We start from the raw sequence: 18,872 nt of genomic DNA on the forward strand, positions 1-18,872 counted from the left end.
GGGGGCCGACGAGCGGCCCCCGCGCGCGTCGCTACTCGTTGTCGCCGCCGGTCGAGATCGTCGCCTGCACCTGCGAGGAGTCGGCCAGGTCCTGCGCGTCGGGCCACACCCAGTCGCGCACCTCGGGCAGGTCGTCGCCGTGCACACGGGTGTACTCGCGGGCGGCGAGGCGGGCGTCGACCATCTTCTGGCGCAGGGGAGCCTGCGCCGAGCCCAGGTGCGGCACCTGGTCGATGACGTCGATGACCAGGTGGAACCGGTCGAGGTCGTTGAGCATGACCATGTCGAACGGCGTCGTCGTCGTGCCCTCCTCCTTGTACCCGCGCACGTGGATGTTCGCGTGCCCGTTGCGGCGGTAGGTGAGGCGGTGGATGAGCCACGGGTAGCCGTGGTAGGCGAAGATCACGGGCTTGTCGGCCGGGAACAGGCCGTCGAACTGGCGGTCCGACAGGCCGTGCGGGTGCTCCCGCTCGTCCTGCAGCCGCATGAGGTCGACGACGTTGACGACGCGGACCTTGAGGTCGGGCAGCTCGCGCTTGAGGATGTCGGCCGCGGCGAGCACCTCGAGCGTCGGGACGTCGCCCGCGCAGCCGAGGACCACGTCGGGCTTCTCGCCCGCGACCTCGGTGCCGGCCCAGTCCCAGATCCCCAGCCCACGCGTGCAGTGCGCGATCGCCTGGTCCATGGTCAGGAAGTTGGGTGCCGGCTGCTTGCCGCTGACCACCACGTTCACGTACTGCCGGCTGCGCAGGCAGTGGTCGTACGTGGACAGCAGCGTGTTCGCGTCCGGCGGGAAGTAGACCCGGACGACCTCCGCCTTCTTGTTCACCACGTGGTCGACGAAGCCGGGGTCCTGGTGGCTGAACCCGTTGTGGTCCTGGCGCCACACGTGGCTGGACAGCAGGTAGTTCAGCGAGGCGATCGGGCGCCGCCACGGGATCTCGTTGGTGACCTTGAGCCACTTGGCGTGCTGGTTGAACATCGAGTCGATGATGTGGATGAACGCCTCGTAGCAGTTGAACAGGCCGTGGCGGCCCGTCAGCAGGTATCCCTCGAGCCAGCCCTGGCACTGGTGCTCGCTGAGCATCTCCAGCACGCGGCCGGCCCGGGCGAGGTGCTCGTCGACCTCGGGGCCCTCGAACTGCGCGTTCCACTGCTTGTCGGTGACGTCGAAGACGGCCTGCAGGCGGTTGGACGCGGTCTCGTCGGGGCCGAAGATCCGGAAGTTGTCCGGGTTCTGCCGGATGACGTCCGTGAGCCACTCGCCGAGCACGCGCGGCGCCTCGCTCATCGAGCCGCCCGGCACCGGGACGTCGACCGCGTAGTCGCGGAAGTCGGGCAGGCGCAGGTCCTTGAGCAGCAGGCCGCCGTTGGCGTGCGGGTTGGCGCTCATCCGCAGGTCGCCCTCGGGGGCGAGCGCCCGGACGTCGTCGATGACGTGCCCGTCCTCGTCGAACAGCTCGTTGATGTCGTACGACTCGAGCCACTGCCGCAGCACGTCGAGGTGCTCGGGGGTGTCCCGCGCGTTGGCGAGCGGCACCTGGTGGGCGCGCCACGAGCCCGTGGTCTTCTTGCCGTCGATGTAGTCCGGCCCGGTCCAGCCCTTGGGGGTGCGGAACACGATCATGGGCCAGCGCGGACGGCTCTCGTCCCCGTCGGCGGCACGCGCCTTGATCGCGGCGATCTCATCGAGCGCCTCGTCGAGCAGGGCCGCGAACCGGCCGTGGATGCTCTCGTGCGACTCGTCGTCGAAGCCCGCGACGAACACGTGCGGCTTGTGCCCGTAGCCCTTCATCAGGTCGACGAGCTCGTCGTCGTCGATCCGCGCCAGGACGGTGGGGTTGGCGATCTTGTACCCGTTGAGGTGCAGGATCGGCAGCACGACGCCGTCGTGCACCGGGTTGACGAACTTGTTGGAGTGCCAGCTCGTGGCCAGCGGTCCGGTCTCGGCCTCGCCGTCGCCGACGATCGTCGCGACGAGCAGGTCCGGGTTGTCGAACGCGGCGCCGTAGGCGTGGCTCAGCGCGTAGCCGAGCTCGCCGCCCTCGTGGATCGAGCCGGGGGTCTCGGGCGCGACGTGCGACGGGATGCCGCCCGGGAACGAGAACTGGCGGAACAGGCGGCGCAGGCCCTCGGAGTCCTCGGTGATGTCCGAGTAGTACTCGGAGTAGGTGCCGTCGAGGTACGCGCTCGCGACGAGGCCGGGGCCGCCGTGGCCAGGCCCGGTGACGTAGATCGTCGACTGCTGGCGCTCGGCGATGGCCCGGTTGAGGTGCGCGTAGAGGAAGTTCAGGCCCGTCGTGGTGCCCCAGTGGCCCAGCAGGCGCGGCTTGACGTGGTCGCGAGTGAGTGGCTCCCGCAGCAGCGGGTTGGCGAGCAGGTAGATCTGGCCGACCGACAGGTAGTTCGCCGCCCGCCACCACTTGTCGATGCGCGCCAGGGTGTCGGGGTCGACCGGCCCCCCGCTCCCTGCGCGCCAGGTCGTTGCCGCGGACGTCGTCGTGCTCATGCGTGCTCCCCGTGGTCATCCGACGGGTTCGCCCCGCCGGCCCGATGCAAGCCAACCGCGCGCACTGGGCACGGGCTGGGACCTCCGTCCCACGGGCCCGCGTCCGTCATGGCACGCACTAGCCATACAACCGCACTCGGGGCGGGAATGCAGCGGGGCGTCGATGAACGATCGGACACACCTCGGCGTCGTCGCGCAGGTCAGCGGCGTGATCCCCGCGGGCGATGCTCGTCCGCCGGGCGCCGCGGGTTACCGTGGATCGTGCCTGACCCGACCCCCGTCGCCGCGCCCGCGGCGGAGCCTGCCGATGCGGAGGTCCGGCCCGACGAGGCGGCACCCGCGCAGGACCCCTGGGCGCAGGCCGCGCGCAGGCCGCCGACGACGATGCTCCGGGCCGCCGTCCGGCCGCGCATGATCGTCCTGCTCCTCCTCCTGCTCGGCGCCGCGTACGCGTGCGGGCGCCTGGGCGTGTGGCAGCTCGACCGCGCGCAGATCCGCGGCGCGGGTGCCCAGGAGCGGCACGTGGCCGAGCAGCTCGCCGCCCCTCCGGTCCCGATCCTCGACGTCCTCGCGCCGCAGACGGCTTTCGAGGGCGACGACGTCGGCCGCAAGGTGAGCGTGACCGGCGCGTACGAGGCCGACGAGCAGCTCCTGGTCCCGGACCGCGCGTTGGACGGCCGCACGGGTTACCTCGTGCTGACGCCGTTGCGCACGTCCGACGGCGTGCTCCCCGTGGTGCGCGGCTGGGTCGCTCAGCCCGGTGCCGCCGACGACCCGCCGGCCGGCACCGTGGCCGTCGAAGGGTTCCTGCAGGCGTCGGAGCAGGCCGGCTCGGGCGTGGCCGACGGCCGCACCGACGCGATCAGCTCCGCCGAGCTGGTCGGGACGTGGGGGGGCCCCATCTGGACCGGATACCTGGTGCTCTCGTCGTCCGACCCCGCGCAGTCCGCTGACCTCGCGCTGCTCGGCATCCCGACCAAGCCGGGCGAGGGGCTGAACATCCAGAACCTCGCGTACGCCGCGCAGTGGTGGATCTTCGGGACGTTCGCGGTGCTGCTGTGGCTGCGCCTGGTGCGCGACGAGGCCCGGGGCGACGGCAGCGACGAGGACGACGAGGACCTGCCCGACGAGGCCACCCCGCCTCCCGCCCCCGCCTGACCGCACCTCTCCAGCGGTACCGCTGGTCCCGCACGACCGTGACTCATGTCTCAGCGCGACAAATGTCCCACTGGGACAAGCAGGCGTAGCGTGAGCCGCATGACCGAGCCCACCGCACCGCGTAGCGACCCGCGGTCGCGCCGTACCCGGGAGGCGCTCGCGGAGGCCGCCCTCGACCTGCTGCTCGAACGCGGGCCGGAGAACGTCGGCATCGAGGACGTCACCGACCGGGTCGAGGTCTCGCGCCGCACGTTCAGCCGGTACTTCGGCACCAAGGAGGAGGCGGCGCTCGACTTCCTGCGCCGCGACCTCGCGCGCGTCAACGCGATGCTCGAGGCCCGGCCGGCCGACGAGGGGCTCGTCGAGGCGTACGTCGCTGCGCTGCGCACCTGGATGCGCGACGACGAGCATCCGGCCTGGCACCGCAGCCCGCGCAGCAAGGCGATCCTGCGGCTGACCGCAGCCGACCCGGCGCTCGGCGCCGCGTTCCGGCAGCTCATCGCGCAGGCGCAGGACGAGACCGCGCGTGTCGCGGCGCTCCGGCTCGGTGTCGATGCCTCGCGCGACCTGCGGCCGGCCACGCTCGCCGGGGTCGCCACCTCGGGGCTGACGACGGCCGGCCGCGCCTGGATCGCCGGCGACGCCCCCGACCTGCCCGAGGTCATCGAGCAGGTCTTCGCGATCCTGCACACCGCGATCGCCGCGGTCCCGCCCCGCTCCGCCTGACCCGCTCTCGTCCAACGTCTTGGAGACCCTTGTGCCCACCACGCACCACGCCCCCCGGCACGCCCAGGCGCTCCGGGCCGTGCACGTGCTGCGCGACCCGAAGACCTGGGCGCTGCCCACCGGGGTCGTCGCGGTCGTCGCGCTGCTGCTCTCGCTGCTCTACATGGGCGGCATCCTCAACCCGCAGACCGACCTGTCGAACCTGCCCGTCGCGCTCGTGACCTCCGACGAGGGTGCGGACGTGGGCGGCAAGCAGACGAACGTCGGCGACCAGGTCGTCCAGGCGATCACGGCCGACGACGACGCCGCGGTCGACTGGCGCGTCATGACGGCCTCCGAGGCCCGCGCCGCACTCTCCCGCGACGAGGTGTTCGGCGCGCTGGAGATCCCGGCCGGCTTCACGGCCTCGATCGCCGCGCTCGGCACCGCGACCGCCGATCCGGTGCGCCCGACGATCACCGTCCTCACGAACCAGGGCGCGGGCAGCCTCGGTTCGTCGTTCGCCTCGACCGCGGCCCAGACCGCGGCGCACGCGGCCTCGTCGCAGGTCGGCAAGCAGCTCACCGCGCAGGCCTCGTCCGGCGACGCGCCGACCGCTAACGCGACCGCGCTGCTCCTGGCGGACCCGGTGGCGGTCGTGGTCGAGCCCGGGCACCAGCTCGGCCCGCACTCGGGCACGGGGCTGAGCGCCTTCTACTTCACGCTGCTGCTCGTGCTGGCCGGGTTCATCGGCGCGACCGTGGTGAGCACCGCTGTCGACGGCGCGCTCGGGTACGCCGACACCGAGTACGGCCCGTTCCACTCCCGCCGTGCCGCGGCGCCGATCAGCCGCGCGCAGACGTTCCTGGTGAAGTCGGCGATCTCCGTGGTGCTCGCGCTGGTGACCTCGGCGATCGTCATGTTCGCGACGATCACGCTGCTCGGCATGGACGCCGGTCACCTGCCGCTGCTCTACGCGTTCTCGGTCTGCGCGTCGGCCGCCGTGGCGCTCGGCGTGCACGCCATCAACGTGGTGTTCGGGGGCCTCGGGCAGCTGGTCTCGATGTTTGTGTTCATCGTGCTCGCGCTGCCCTCGTCGGGCGCGACCGTGCCGCTCGAGGCGCTGCCCTCGTTCTACCGCTTCCTCGCCACGTTCGAGCCCATGCGGCAGCTGTCCGACGGCGTGCGCTCGATCCTCTACTTCGACGCGCAGGCGACCGGCGCGCTCTCGCGCAGCTGGTCGATGATCGCGCTCGGCACCGCGCTCGCGGTCGTCGGCGGCCTGGTCGCCGCGCGGTTCTACGACCGGCGCGGGCTGCGCCGGCTCGGCTACCCGGTGGTCAGCGCTCCGGAGGTCGTCGGCGCAGCTGCTTGATCGCGCGGCGCTGCTGCTCGCCCGCCTTGCGTCGCTCGCGCGACCCGCGGCTGGGCTTCGCGGCACGGCGTGGCGGCCCCGGGGGAGCGAGGGCCTCGTCGAGCAGGGCCGTGATGCGCGCGAGCGCGGCTTCGCGGTTGCGCAGCTGCGAGCGGTACTCGGAGGCGGTCACCGTGAGGATCTCTCCGCGCAGCCGTCCCGCCAGCCGTTCGAGCACGCGCTCGCGCTGCGGCTCGCTCGACCAGGTGAACCCGTCGAGGTCGACCGAGAGCTCCGCGCGCGAGTCGGTGGTGTTGACCGACTGACCGCCCGGCCCGCTGGACCGCGAGAAGCGCCACGTGAGGGCGTCGTCGGGGATGACGACGCCCCCACGCAGGACGACGGGGCCGCTCAGCGCGCCGCTCACCACGTGCTCACTGCGGTCTACTCGTGCTGCCAGCTGTGCCACAGCGCGGCGTAGTCGCCACCCGCGGCGACCAGCTCGTCGTGCGGGCCGATCTCCGTGATGCGGCCGCCGTCGACGACCGCCACCCGGTCCGCGTCGTGCGCGGTGTGCAGGCGGTGGGCGATCGCGACGACCGTGCGGCCGGCGAGCACGCCGTTGAGCGAGCGCTCGAGGTGCCGCGCGGCCCGCGGGTCGAGCAGCGACGTGGCCTCGTCGAGCACGAGCGTGTGGGGGTCGAGCAGCACGAGGCGGGCCAGCGCGATCTGCTGCGCCTGGGCCGGCGTGAGCGCGAACCCACCCGAGCCGACCTCCGTGCCGAGCCCGTCGGGCAGCGCCGCGACCCAGCCCCACGCGTCGACCGCCTCGAGCGCGCGCCGCAGCGCCTCCTCGTCGGCGTTCGCGTCCGCGAGCCGCAGGTTGTCCGCGACAGTCCCGACGAACACGTGGTGCTCCTGGGTCACCAGCGCCACGTGCCCACGCAACTTCTCCAAGGGCAGGTCGATGAGCGGTACGCCGCCGACGCGCACCGTTCCGCCCGTGGGCGGGTGGATGCCGGCGAGCATGCGACCGAGCGTGGACTTGCCCGCGCCGGACGGCCCGACGACCGCGAGGCGCTCGCCTGCCGTGAGGTCGAGGTCGATGCCGTGCAGCACGTTGTGGCCCTCGCGGTAGGCGTAGGTCAGGTCCCGTGCGGCGATGTCCTCGTCCTGCGGCGTGCCGGGCCGCTCGACGCGGTCGGTGTCGACCAGCTGCACGCCCACGATCCGGGCCAGCGAGGTGGTCGCCACCTGGATCTCGTCGACCCAGAAGATTAGCTCCCACACCGGACCGGTCACCTGGTACGTGTAGAGCACGATCGTGGTGACCGCGCCCAGGCTGACGTACCCGTTGGACGCGAGGTAGCCGCCCCAGAGGAGGACCGCGACGGGTGCGAGCACGAAGGCCAGGTCGACGCCCGGGAACAGCGCGGTGCGCAGGTTGAGCGTGACCTTCTCGGCCTCGAACGCCTCGCGCAGGTCCGCGTTGACGCGCCCCATGCGGCGCGTGCCCAACCGCAGGGCGTCGACCGTGCGGGCACCCTCGACCGACTCGGTGATCGTCCCGTTGAGCGCCGCGTAGGCGGCGGACTCGCGCTGGTAGGCGGGAGTCGCGCGGCGCAGGTACCAGCGCACGATCATCAGCATCGTGGGGACGCCGACGAACATCGCCACGGCCACGAGCGGCGACATGATCAGGCTCGCGACGACCGTGAGCGTGACCGTGACGACCGCGACGATGATGCGCGGGACGCCGAACCGCACCGCGTGCTGCAGCCGGTTGACGTCGTTCGTCGTGCGCGCCACCAGGTCGCCCGTGCCGGCGCGCTCGACGGTCGACAGCGGCAGCGACGTGACCGTCTCGATGAACTCCTCGCGGAGCTCGGCGAAGACCTTCTCGCCGAACACCATCGAGGACCGCTGCGCGAACCGGATGAGCACGGTCTGCGCGAGCACGGCACCCGCGCCGATCGCGATGAGCGTGTTGATGTAGCCGGTCGTCGTGCCGTCGGCGACGGCGTCGACGAGCCGACCCATGAGCCACGGGCCGGTCAGGCCCGCGATCGCCGCGAGCGTGTGCAGCACGGCGATCTTGCTCAGGGGTGCCCGGTGCACGCGGAAGAGGCGGCCCGCGTAGGCGCGCACCTGCGCGGAGCTCGCGATGGGGAGCTTCACGGCCGTCCTCCTGTCCTGTCTGCGGACTGCTTCTCGAGCAGTGCGTCGAACGCCTCGTCGGCGATGGGGTCCTCGTCGGTGCTGACGGCGGGGACGCCGTCGGCCGGGGTGTCCTCGTCCATGCTGCGTCCCACCACGCGGTGGTAGGCCGCCGCCCAGACGTCGGACGCGCCCAGCAGCTCGGCGTGCGAGCCGCGCGCCACGACGGTGCCGTCCTGGACGAACTGCACCTCGTCGACGTGGTCGAGCACGAGCGGTGAGGCGGTCACCACGAGCGTGGTGCGCCCGCCGCGCGCCTCGACCAGGCGCGACGCGATCCGGGCCTCGGTGTGCGCGTCGACGGCCGAGGTGGGCTCGACGAGCACGAGGATCTCCGGCTCGAGCAGCAGGGCCCGCGCCAGGGCGACCCGCTGGCGCTGGCCGCCCGAGAGCGAGCGGCCCTTCTCGGGCAGCTCGCCCGCGAGGCCGTCCGGCGTCGAGTCCACGACGTCGTGCGCGTCCGCCAGCGCGATCGCGGCCAGCAGCCGCTCCTCGTCGCCGGGGCCGTGCACGTCGAGCTCGGCACCGAGCGTGCCCGAGAACAGGTGCGGGGTCGCCTCGGCGACGACCACGCGCTCGCGCACCGCGGCCTTGTCGAGGTCCGAGAGCCGGACGCCGCCGAGGGTGACCGGCGTGCCGGCCTCCGCCTCGTCGTCGAACCGGCCGAGCCGGGTCGCGATGGCTGCCGACTCGTCGGGGTCCGCCGAGACGAGCGCCACGAGCCGGCCGTCCTCGAGGCGCACGCCGCTCGTCTCGTCGACCAGCGGTGCTCCCGGCGCCGGCATCGCGGCCGAGCCCGGCGTCGCGCCCGTCGAGGGGACGACGCGGAGCACCCCGACGACCTTCCCCGCGCCGACGTGCGCGCGGGTGGCGGACTGCACCATCATCGTGGCGTTCTGCACGGGCCAGCTGAGGAACGCCGCGTACCCGTAGGTGGAGACCAGCTGGCCCGGCGTGATCGTGCCGTCGACGGCCATGTGCGCGCCGAGCCAGACGAGCACGACGACGAACGCACCGGGCAGCAGCACCTGCAGCGCGTCCAGCCACGACTGCGTGCCCGCGACCTCGACGCCGCGCGCCCGGACGAGCTGCGACTGCTCGCGGTAGCGCGCGTTGAACACACCCTCGCCGCCGATGCCGCGCAGGATCCGCAGGCCCGAGACCGTGTCCGACCCCAGGGTCGTCAGGCGGCCCGAGGCCTCGCGCTGCGCGACCTGGCGCCGCTGCAGCGGGCGCACGATCAGGCCGAGCGACACGGCGACCGCGGGCAGACCCAGCACGACGACCATGCCCAGCGGGACCGAGACGCGCAGCATGAGGACCGCGGCGATGGCGTACGCGACGATGCTGCCGACGAAGCGGGCCAGCACCGCGTACAGCTCGCCGACGCGCAGCGCGTCGTTCGCGACCGCGGACACGACCTCGCCCGTGGGCAGCTCGGCCGTGATCGCGTGGCCCGAGCGGGACACCGTGCGCCCGACGAGCTGGGAGGACGTGAACGAGGCACGCAGCCAGTTGGCGATGTCGTAGCGGTGGCCGATCGCGCCCGCCGCGGCGCTGACCAGACCCAGCGCGCCGAGCAGCCCGGCCGCGCGCCACAGGTCCGGACCGAAGCCGTGGCTGAGGCCCGAGTCGATGGCGTGGCCGGTGAGCAGGGGCAGGAACGCCTGGCAGGCGAACAGCACGACCCCCAGCAGCACCGCGACCAGCAGGATGCCCCACTGCCGGCACGCCAGCCACCACAGGTAGCGGACAGGACCGGACAGCGGCGGGGTGCCGGGGTCGTCGAGGGGGAGGGATCTCACGAGCGGCAACGTTACGTGCCGGTACCGACACCCTCGAATCGTTTTCTCCGGAGCGGGGCCCGGCCGCGGGCCGTGGACGGGCGGGTCGGACGGCCTCGTCGTCCGACTACCCTGGGAGCGTGACGCAGACGCCCCCTCCCGCGCACCGACCGGTGCTCGTCGTCGACTTCGGCGCCCAGTACGCCCAGCTCATCGCACGCCGCGTGCGCGAGGCGAACGTGTACTCCGAGATCGTCCCCCACACGGCTTCCGTGGCGGACCTGCTGGCCAAGGACCCGGCCGCGATCATCCTGTCCGGCGGGCCGTCCTCGGTCTACGCCGCGGGTGCGCCGTTCGTCGACCCGGCCCTGTTCGAGGCCGGGGTGCCCGTGCTGGGCATCTGCTACGGCTTCCAGGCGATGGCCGCGGCGCTCGGCGGGATCGTCGCGCAGACCGGCCAGCGCGAGTACGGCGGCACGGCCGTCGAGGTCACGCAGGCGGGCACCGTGCTCGCAGGCAGCCCCGACGCGCAGACCGTCTGGATGAGCCACGGCGACGCGGTGCACGCCGCGCCCGAGGGCTTCGAGGTGCTCGCGACGTCGTCCGGCTCGCCGGTCGCGGCGTTCGAGGACCGGACGCGTCGCCTGTTCGGCGTGCAGTGGCACCCCGAGGTCAAGCACTCGCCCCTGGGGCAGAAGGCGCTCGAGAACTTCCTCTACGAGGGCGCCGGCCTGGCACCCGACTGGAACCCCGGCAACGTGGTCGCCGAGCAGGTCGAACGCATCCGCGCCCAGGTCGGCTCCGCGCGCGTTGTCTGCGGGCTGTCCGGCGGCGTCGACTCCTCGGTCGCCGCGGCGCTCGTGCAGAAGGCCGTCGGTGACCAGCTGACCTGCGTCTTCGTCGACCACGGCCTGCTGCGCTCCGGCGAGGCCGAGCAGGTCGAGAAGGACTTCGTCGCCGCGACGGGCGTGCAGCTCGTGGTGGTCGACGCGAAGGACAGGTTCCTGCGCGCGCTCGCGGGCCACACCGACCCCGAGACCAAGCGCAAGATCATCGGCCGCGAGTTCATCCGCGTGTTCGAGGACGCGGCGCGCGAGATCGTCGAGGGCAGCGACGAGTCGGTCGAGTTCCTCGTCCAGGGCACGCTCTACCCCGACGTCGTCGAGTCCGGCGGCGGCGAGGGCGCGGCGAACATCAAGTCGCACCACAACGTGGGCGGCCTGCCGGACGACCTGCAGTTCCAGCTCGTCGAGCCGCTGCGGACCCTGTTCAAGGACGAGGTGCGCGCGGTCGGTCTCGAGCTCGGCGTCCCCGAGGCCATCGTCTGGCGTCAGCCGTTCCCCGGCCCCGGCCTGGGCATCCGCATCATCGGCGAGGTCACCGCCGAGCGGCTCGACATCCTGCGTGCGGCGGACGTCATCGCCCGCGAGGAGCTCACGCGTGCCGGCCTGGACCGCGACATCTGGCAGTGCCCGGTCGTGCTGCTCGCGGACGTGCGCTCGGTGGGTGTGCAGGGCGACGGCCGCACCTACGGCCACCCGGTCGTGCTGCGGCCGGTCTCGTCCGAGGACGCGATGACCGCCGACTGGACCCGCCTGCCGTACGACGTGCTCGCGGTGATCTCCACGCGCATCACCAACGAGGTGCCCGAGGTCAACCGGGTGGTGCTCGACGTCACGAGCAAGCCGCCGGGCACCATCGAGTGGGAGTGATGTCACGTCGGTGACGGGCGTCGGTCCCCAGGAAGCCGGGGCACAATCGTTCCCGTGAGCGAGACACCCACCACCGCCCCCGAGCCGGCCGCCACCACGAGGAACGGTGCGCCCGACGCCGAATGGGCCCGCAAGGCTCGCGGCGCGCTGCTGCGTTACCGCGTGATGGCGTGGATCACCGGCTCGATGCTGCTCCTGCTGTGCCTCGAGCTGATCCTCAAGTACGGGCTGCACGTCAACGGCTACGACGCCGAGGGCCACGCGAAGCCCGTGATCGGCAACTGGGTCGCGTTCGCGCACGGCTGGATCTACGTCGTCTACCTCGTCACCGTGGTCAACCTCTGGTCGACGATGCGGTGGCGCCTGGGTCGCCTCGTGACGCTCGCGGCCGCCGGCGTCGTGCCCGTCATGTCGTTCATCCTCGAGCGCAAGGCGCACGCGCAGGCGCTCGCGCGCATCGAGTCCGCAGAGCGCTGACCCCCCGGCCGCGCCGGACGCGCCGAGTCTGCTTTGCCCGATAGGTGACGCGACGTGCAGGTCTGTCGATACAGTCGACCTGCACGAACGCACGACGTGCGGGCCGACGGGGGCCTGCCCGGGCCCGCCGTTTCGGGCTCGCACTTTCGGGGTACGGAAGGGGAACCGGGGACATGGCAAAGAGCTCGGGCAAGTCCGGAGGCGTCAAGGGCATCGGCCTGCTGACGATCATCTTCGGGATCATCTTCGTCGTGGCGGGAGCCGGCACCTGGGGGGCGGTGACGACGAACCTCGGAGCGGAGAAGATCACCGTGTCCGACGACGCCGACTACTTCGCCGGCCAGCTCGTCGACACCCCGTGGGAGGCCTGGGTCCAGGCCGACGTGATCGACCAGCACGCCCTCGAAATCGGTGGTGGCAAGACCTACGCCGAGCTGCCGCAGGACGACCCGAACCGGGACACCGTCATGACGGCCTCGTTCCTGCGTGCGTCGCTGTTCACGTCGGTCGTGGCCTTCGGCGTCGCGCTCCTGGTCGTCGGCATCGGTGTCATCCTGCTGTTCATCGGCTTCGCGCTCCGCAAGACCGGCTCGCGCCTCGCGGGCATCGACGGCCAGGCCGCCGCGGTGACCAACCCGTACCCGGCGCCGGACCCGGTGGTCGCCCCGGCCGCCGCCGCGCCCGTCGCTGCGGCTGCCGCTGCTCCCACCGCCCCGCCGGTCGCTCCGCCGCAGGCCCCGCCCGTGCCGCCGGCTCCCGAGCCCGTGGCCGCGCCGGACCCGGTCGTGGCGCCCGTCCCGCCCGCACCCGAGCCGGTCGCCGCTGAGCCCGTGGTCGAGAAGCCCGTGGTCGAGAAGCCCGTGGTCGAGAAGCCCGTGGTCGACGAGCCGGTGGCCGAGAAGCCCGCGGCCGACGATCCGGTCGCCGAAGCCCCCGCGACGACCCCGCTCGACGGCCCGGCCGACGACGCACCCGCGTCCGACGCGCCGCCGCGCACGAGCCACCGCGCCCCGACCGACGAGCCGCCGTCCTCGCACTCGATCTGAGGTCGGTCCGCTCGGCACCAACGACGAAGCGGCGATCGCCCCCACCCCGGGGACGATCGCCGCTTCGCGTTCGTCGGTCTCAGCGCCTCGAGTGCCGGGCACCCGAGACGATCGACCCGACCAGCAACGCGGCCCCTCCAGCCGCGAGCAGGACGATGAGCGCCAGCTGCACGTCGATGCGTGCCCCGGACGCCCACGCAAGGATCCACACGCCCGCCGCGACGAGCATCAGCCCCCACACGACCGTGCTGACGCGCAGCCGGCGACGAGCGGGCGCGGCGGCCGGCGTCTCGGCCCATGCGGTCGCCGGGCGGGTCGGCTCGGTGGGCCGGACGGGCTCGGTGGGCCGGACGGGCTCGGAAGGGCGCGGCGCCTTGTCCATCGGGACGCCCGCCGGCTTCTCCAGGGGGACGCGCGGTGCCTCGGTCGTGGCGGCGCCGGCCGCGAACGCGGCGGCGGGAGCGAGGACAGCCTCGTCGACCGGCCCGTCGGCGTCCGTGCCCTCGGCAGCGGGCGTGATGTCGTCGGCCTCGTCGGCTGCGGCCGGCAGGACCTGCGTGTCGGACGTCGCCACCGGCAGGACCGCCGTCTGGGGCGCGTCGTCGGCGGAGACCTCGGGCAGCACCTGGGTGGCGGCGTCGTCGGACTCGTCGACCTCAGCCACCTCCGCCTCCTCAGCCACCTCGTCGGGCGCCACCGCGGGAACCAGCTCGGTGTCGGCGTCGGCGCGCGGGTCGCGCGGCTCGTCGGGCGTGACGGTGCTCATGAGTTCTCCCGGATGACGGTGACGTTGCCGGCGCCGACGCTGATCTGCAGGTCGAGCTGCGCAGATCCGGCGCGGGAGGCGTCGTCGGTGAAGGTGCGGGTGTCGGACGAGACGCCGTCGACGTGCTGCGCGGTGTCGTCGACGTCCCAGGTGATCTGGCCGGCGCGCAGCCGCACGTCGGCGGTCACGGCGACGTCGCGCGGCACGACGACGGTCACGTCGCCCGCGCCCACCGCGATGGGCACCTCGAGCAGCTCGTCGGTGACGGGGAGCCCGCTGAGGTCGAGGTTCGCCTGCCCGAAGCCGAGCGCGTACCCGTCCGCGGCCTCGCTCCGGCTCGTGACCGTGAGGTCGACGTCACCGGCGAACCGGTGTACGCCGTCGTCGTTCCAGTCCCACTGCGAGGTGTTGACGGCGCCCAGCGGCAGGGCGACGACGATGCCGACGATCGCGAGGAAGCCCAGAAACCCGCTCGACCGCCCCCGGAATCCCGAGACGACGATGCCGAGCCCGGCCAGGACCACGGCGATCCCGACGGCCGTCAGCGCGACCGGTCCGGTGAAGCTGTCGGTGCGGTCGGTCGCGAGCAGCACGGCGAGGCCGATGAGGCTCAGCGCGACGACGATGCCGACGGTCGCGACCCCCGGGCCGGGTGTGTGCGGCTTGGCCGGCTTGGCGGGACGAGCGGGCGGCGCGGGGACGGGCTGGGCCTGCGCGGTGGCCGGAAAGGCCGTCGGGTAGGCGGACGGGCCGGGGTACCCGGTAGCACCGGGATAGGGGGTTGCACCGGGGTAGGCGGTCGCGCTCGGGTACGGCGTCGCGCTCGGGTAGGCGCTCGTGCCGGGAGCGGCGGTCGCGCCGTGGGAGGTCGTGCCGTGGTGGGCGCCCGGGGAGGACGCCTGGCGCGTGGGGTACTGCGCCGCGGGCGTGGCCGGGCGCGCCGGGTACGGGCCGTATGGTCCGTAGGGGCCGGGCGGGACGGGCGGCCGACGAGACTCGCGCCGGTTCAGCGCCATGACGATCACGACGACCACCGCGGCGACGAAGCCGAGCCAGAGCAGCCCGGCGATCCAGTCGAAGAACCCGGAGACCCAGCCGGGCTCGCCACCCCAGAACCACAGGGAGAAGACGCCGCCGCCGCGGCCGAACCCGATCACGGTGAACGCGAGTGCGCCCAGGACCGCGACGTCGAATCGACCGGCGAAGAGCTCCTCCAGGTGGATGCGGCCGTCGCGCCGCTCGGGCAGCAGGGCCCAGGCGATGCCGTACAGCACGAGTCCGAGGCCGCCGATCAGGAGCGAAGCCGCGAAGATGCCGCGCCACACGAGCGGGTCGAGGCCGGTGCGGTTCGCCAGGCCCGCGCACACGCCGCCGATCCAGCGGTCGTCGGCGCGCTGGACGTCGAGTCGGCGCACCGCGCCGAAGAAGCCGGAGCCGGGCGTGGGGCTCGGGTCCGAGGCTGTGCCTGATGAGGTGCCCGACGAGGCGCCGGGTCCACCTGGCGCTGGGGTGCCGGCGGTGTCGTCGCCGGGTGCGTGCATGTCCATGGCTCGATCCTGACCCGGGCCGCGGCGCCCCGGAATCGGGTGCCACCCTGACTCGACCCTGAACCACCCCCGGAACCCGGGCGGCGGACCCCTGATCCTCGCCCGGATCCGGCCTGCACGGCCGCGCGACGTGTGACGATCTCTCCGTGAGCACACCGACCCTCGCCGCGCCCACGGCCCGGTTGCCGCTGCGCCGGCCCGAGCGTGGCCGGTGGCTCGCGGGCGTCGCGGTCGGGCTCGCCGCGCACCTGAACGTCCCGGTGGTGTGGGTCCGCCTGGCGTTCGCTCTGACGGCACCGTTCGGCGGAGTCGGGATCCTGCTGTACGCGTTCTGGTGGTTGACCGTGCCCGTCGGCGATCCCGCTGACGCCGCGGCCCAGGCCCGTCCGCCGGCGCTGGCGCGGCTGGCCCGGCCGCAGGGCACGGACGACGACGGTCGGCGTTGGCCCGTGACCGACGTGGCGGTCGGCGCGCTGCTCGTGCTGGTCGCCGTGGTCCTGATCGCCGTGCGGAGCGACCGCGTCCAGCTCGACTGGGTGCTGCCGTCGCTCATCGTGCTCGCGGGCCTCGGCCTCGCGTGGAGCCAGCTCGACGCCGTGCAGCGCGGTCGGCTGCGCAGGCGTGCCGGCGGCCGCACGCCCGTCTCGGTGCTGCGGTTGCTCGGCGGCATGATCCTGGCGGGTGTCGGGGTCCTGCTCCTCGTCTCGCAGGCCAACGGCGAGGGCGTCGAGCCCGCGGCGCTCGTGCAGTCGATCGTCGCCTCGATCGCCGTGCTCGGCGGCGTCGCGCTCGTCCTGACGCCCTGGTGGCTGCGGCTCGTGCGAGAGCTGGGCGACGAGCGGGCCGCGCGTGCACGCGAGTCCGAGCGCGCGGACATCGCCGCCCACCTGCACGACTCGGTGCTGCAGACGCTCGCCCTGATCCGCTCGCGCGCGGACGACCCGGCCGAGGTCGCACGCATGGCCCGCGCGCAGGAGCGCGAGCTCCGCGAGTGGTTGTACGACGACAGGCCAGCTCCTGGTACATCTGTCGCCGCGGCCCTGCGCGGGATCGTCGCCGAGGTCGAGGACTCGCGATCCGGGCCGAGCGGTGACCCCGTCGCGATCGAGACCGTCGTGGTCGGCGACCACGTCCCCGACGCCTCGACCGAGGCGTTGCTGCAGGCCACGCGCGAGGCGCTGGTCAACGCGGTCGTGCACGGCCGCCCGCCGGTGTCGCTCTACCTCGAGGTCGGCCCGCGCATGGTGGAGGTCTTCGTGCGCGACCACGGCGACGGGTTCGACCTCGACGCGGTGGGTCCCGACCGGTTCGGGGTGCGCGAGTCGATCATCGGGCGCGTGCGGCGGCGGGGCGGCGAGGCGACCGTCGACTGCCGGCCCGGACGCGGCACCGAGGTGCACCTCACGGTGCCCGTCGGCGAGGAACCCGGCCATGATGAGGGCGCGGTGCCCGAGGGTTCCGTGCCCGGCGCAGCGCCGGCCGACGCACGAGAGGACCACGCATGACCGAGCCCGAGCCCGTCGAGGTGGTGCTCGTCGACGACCACCACATGTTCCGCACGGGCGTGAAGGCGTCGCTCGACGACCGCGTCCTGGTGATCGGCGAGGCGGACACGGTCGACTCGGCGATCGCGCTCGTGCGCGAGCTGCAGCCCCCCGTGGTGCTCCTCGACGTGCACCTGCCCGGCGGCGACGGCGGCGGTGGCGCCGAGGTGATCCGCTCGTGCGCCGACCTGCTGGGCTCGACGCGGTTCCTCGCGCTGTCGGTGTCCGACGCGTCCGAGGACGTCGTCGCGGTCATCCGGGCCGGCGCGCGCGGCTATGTGACGAAGGCGATCGACGGTCCCGCCCTGTCCGACGCGGTGCGCCGGGTGGCCGGCGGCGACGCGGTGTTCTCGCCCCGCCTGGCGGGGTTCGTGCTCGACGCGTTCGGGGCGGCCGCGGGGGACGTCGCGACCGGCGACGACGAGCTCGACCGACTCTCCGCACGCGAGCGCGAGGTCATGCGGCTCATCGCCCGCGGCTTCTCCTACCGCGAGGTCGCCACCGAGCTGTTCATCTCGATCAAGACCGTCGAGACCCACGTCTCGGCCGTGCTCCGCAAGCTGCAGCTCTCGAGCCGGCACGAGCTCACGCGGTGGGCCGCGGCGCGGCGCCTGCTGTGAGTCGTTCTGACGCGACGTCAGATCATCGACTAGGGTGCGGGCATGGAATTCCTCTACCACCTGCTCCTGGTGCTCCACCTGCTCGGCTGGGCGATCGTGCTCGGCGGGGTGCTGGTCAACCTGCGCTCGGCGAAGATCCCGAAGGGCGTCCTGCACGGCATCCTCACCGCACTCCTGACGGGCATCCTCATGGTCGGTCTCGCCTCGGCGAGCGACGACCTGCGGGACCCGGACAACGCCAAGGTCGCCGTCAAGCTGGTGATCGCCCTGGTCGTGACGGCGCTGGTCGTCTACGGCGTGCGCAAGCCGCGCAAGGTCACCACGGGGTACCTGGGCGCCATCGCGGGGTTGACCGCGGTCAACGTCGCGGTCGCGGTCTTCTGGCGCTGATCGGCGCGCCGGGGGTGCTCGCGTGAGCGGGGCCGGCGAGCTCCTCGTCGGGCTCGTGATCCTCGTCGGGCTGTTCGGCGTCGTCGTCCAGGTGCTGCCCGGGGCGTTCCTCGTGCTCGGCGCCGTGCTCCTGTGGGGCGTCGTGGTCGGCGGCGCGACGGGCTGGACGGTCGTCGCCGTGGCGGTGCTCGCGACGGCCGCAGCAGCGGTCGTGAAGTACCTGCTGGCGGGCCGGCACCTGGCGCGCGGGGGAGTGCCCCCGTCGGCGGTCATCTGGGGCGGAGTCGCCGGGGTGGTCGGGTTCTTCGTCATCCCGGTCGTCGGGCTGTTCGTCGGCTTCCTGGCCGGGACGTACGGCGCCGAGTGGGTTCGCCTGCGCGAGCCGCGCGGCGCGTGGCGGGCGACCGTCGTGGCGCTGCAGGCGACCGGTATCACGATCGTGGTCGAGCTCGCCGGTGCGCTCGTCGCGACCGCGGCCTGGCTCGTGGGCGTCGCGCTCGCCTGACGGCGACCCGCTGTCCACATCACGTCGCCGACGCACCCACGTGTCGGTAGCGGCGCCTACCCTGGTGGGGCCATGACGTCGCTCTTCGAGAACCTCGCCCTGCCCCTGCCCGAGGGCGCGCGCCGCGCCACGCCGGGGGGCGCCCAGCACACCCAGCGGCGCGATCCGTCGGGCCTCCCGCGCGTCGTCCCGCCCCGCGGTGACGGCACAGAGGACGGCGCCGACGAGGTCGACGCCCGCACCGAGGAGCGCCGCGAGGAGGACGCCCGCCGCGCGGCCGACGACGAGCGCCGGCAGGCCGAGGCCGACGAGCTGCTCGTCGGCCTCAACCCCGAGCAGCGCGAGGCCGTGATGCACCACGGCGGCCCGTTGCTCATCGTCGCTGGCGCAGGCTCGGGCAAGACCCGCGTCCTGGCCCACCGCATCGCCTACCTGCTCGCCACGCGCCGCGCGCGGGCAGGCCAGATCCTCGCGATCACCTTCACGAACAAGGCTGCCGCGGAGATGCGCGAGCGGGTCGAGCAGCTGGTCGGGCCGG

Annotated in this window: 17 protein-coding genes; 11 read left to right on the forward strand and 6 right to left on the reverse strand. The window is 73.4% G+C overall.

From position 1 onward, the window contains the following. Positions 1-31: 31 nt before the first annotated feature. Positions 32-2,509, reverse strand: coding sequence for a phosphoketolase family protein (locus D1825_RS06625; RefSeq protein WP_118766654.1), 2,478 nt, complete (start codon positions 2,507-2,509; stop codon positions 32-34). Between the two features lie 261 nt (positions 2,510-2,770). On the opposite strand from D1825_RS06625, the gene D1825_RS06630 reads away from it, so the two are divergent. From D1825_RS06630 to D1825_RS06640, 3 genes are all read left to right on the forward strand, one after another. Then, positions 2,771-3,667: an SURF1 family protein gene (locus D1825_RS06630; RefSeq protein ID WP_233549673.1), complete on the forward strand. Its 897-nt coding sequence runs from the start codon at positions 2,771-2,773 to the stop codon at positions 3,665-3,667. Between the two features lie 99 nt (positions 3,668-3,766). Next, complete coding sequence (locus D1825_RS06635; protein WP_158580689.1) at positions 3,767-4,393, forward strand: acyl-CoA-like ligand-binding transcription factor; 627 nt, start codon at positions 3,767-3,769, stop codon at positions 4,391-4,393. A gap of 31 nt (positions 4,394-4,424) precedes the next feature. Next, positions 4,425-5,747: a YhgE/Pip domain-containing protein gene (locus D1825_RS06640; RefSeq protein WP_118766656.1), complete on the forward strand. Its 1,323-nt coding sequence runs from the start codon at positions 4,425-4,427 to the stop codon at positions 5,745-5,747. Here D1825_RS06640 and arfB read toward each other — a convergent pair. The 3 genes from arfB to D1825_RS06655 are packed head-to-tail and all read right to left on the reverse strand — an operon-like array spanning position 5,713 to position 9,748. Continuing rightward, a complete protein-coding gene (gene arfB / locus D1825_RS06645) occupies positions 5,713-6,153 on the reverse strand; it encodes an alternative ribosome rescue aminoacyl-tRNA hydrolase ArfB (RefSeq protein ID WP_233549674.1) in 441 nt (146 codons plus the stop codon). The two genes, D1825_RS06640 and arfB, sit on opposite strands and share 35 nt — an antisense overlap. A gap of 17 nt (positions 6,154-6,170) precedes the next feature. Further along, the gene (locus D1825_RS06650; protein WP_118766657.1) at positions 6,171-7,904 is read right to left on the reverse strand and encodes an ABC transporter ATP-binding protein; all 1,734 of its coding nucleotides are present in this window, start codon (positions 7,902-7,904) and stop codon (positions 6,171-6,173) included. Further along, a complete protein-coding gene (locus tag D1825_RS06655) occupies positions 7,901-9,748 on the reverse strand; it encodes an ABC transporter transmembrane domain-containing protein (RefSeq protein WP_118766658.1) in 1,848 nt (615 codons plus the stop codon). The genes D1825_RS06650 and D1825_RS06655 overlap by 4 nt, the downstream gene beginning before the upstream one ends. Positions 9,749-9,867: 119 nt before the next feature. Between D1825_RS06655 and guaA the strand changes: the two genes are divergently transcribed. The 3 genes from guaA (at position 9,868) to D1825_RS18760 (ending at position 12,962) form a co-directional block, all read left to right on the forward strand. Beyond that, positions 9,868-11,439 (forward strand): glutamine-hydrolyzing GMP synthase, encoded by a 1,572-nt coding sequence (gene guaA / locus D1825_RS06660; RefSeq protein WP_118766659.1) that lies wholly within the window; start codon positions 9,868-9,870, stop codon positions 11,437-11,439. Positions 11,440-11,493: 54 nt separating this feature from the next. Next, entirely contained in the window at positions 11,494-11,916 is a 423-nt protein-coding gene (locus tag D1825_RS06665; RefSeq protein ID WP_407643307.1) for a DUF3817 domain-containing protein, read from the forward strand. Between the two features lie 173 nt (positions 11,917-12,089). Then, entirely contained in the window at positions 12,090-12,962 is an 873-nt protein-coding gene (locus tag D1825_RS18760; RefSeq protein WP_325051467.1) for a hypothetical protein, read from the forward strand. 79 nt (positions 12,963-13,041) lie between these two features. Here D1825_RS18760 and D1825_RS06675 read toward each other — a convergent pair whose 3' ends face one another. Next, on the reverse strand, positions 13,042-13,728 hold the full coding sequence (locus D1825_RS06675; RefSeq protein ID WP_118766660.1) for a hypothetical protein: 687 nt from the start codon (positions 13,726-13,728) through the stop codon (positions 13,042-13,044). Continuing rightward, the gene (locus D1825_RS06680; protein ID WP_118766661.1) at positions 13,725-15,275 is read right to left on the reverse strand and encodes a PspC domain-containing protein; all 1,551 of its coding nucleotides are present in this window, start codon (positions 15,273-15,275) and stop codon (positions 13,725-13,727) included. Before D1825_RS06680 ends, D1825_RS06675 begins: the two co-directional genes overlap by 4 nt. Positions 15,276-15,421: 146 nt before the next feature. On the opposite strand from D1825_RS06680, the gene D1825_RS06685 reads away from it, so the two are divergent. The 5 genes from D1825_RS06685 to D1825_RS06705 all read left to right on the forward strand — a co-directional run. After that, the gene (locus D1825_RS06685; protein ID WP_118766662.1) at positions 15,422-16,780 is read left to right on the forward strand and encodes an ATP-binding protein; all 1,359 of its coding nucleotides are present in this window, start codon (positions 15,422-15,424) and stop codon (positions 16,778-16,780) included. Then, complete coding sequence (locus tag D1825_RS06690; protein ID WP_118766663.1) at positions 16,777-17,439, forward strand: LuxR C-terminal-related transcriptional regulator; 663 nt, start codon at positions 16,777-16,779, stop codon at positions 17,437-17,439. Before D1825_RS06685 ends, D1825_RS06690 begins: the two co-directional genes overlap by 4 nt. A 42-nt stretch (positions 17,440-17,481) precedes the next feature. Continuing rightward, entirely contained in the window at positions 17,482-17,829 is a 348-nt protein-coding gene (locus tag D1825_RS06695) for a hypothetical protein (protein WP_118766664.1), read from the forward strand. 22 nt (positions 17,830-17,851) lie between these two features. After that, complete coding sequence (locus D1825_RS06700) at positions 17,852-18,334, forward strand: DUF456 domain-containing protein (protein ID WP_118766665.1); 483 nt, start codon at positions 17,852-17,854, stop codon at positions 18,332-18,334. 72 nt (positions 18,335-18,406) lie between these two features. Next, a partial coding sequence (locus D1825_RS06705; RefSeq protein ID WP_147356252.1) for a UvrD-helicase domain-containing protein occupies positions 18,407-18,872 on the forward strand: 466 nt, incomplete at its 3' end.

It is taken from the genome of Cellulomonas rhizosphaerae (assembly GCF_003470205.1).
GTDB lineage: Bacteria > Actinomycetota > Actinomycetes > Actinomycetales > Cellulomonadaceae > Cellulomonas > Cellulomonas rhizosphaerae.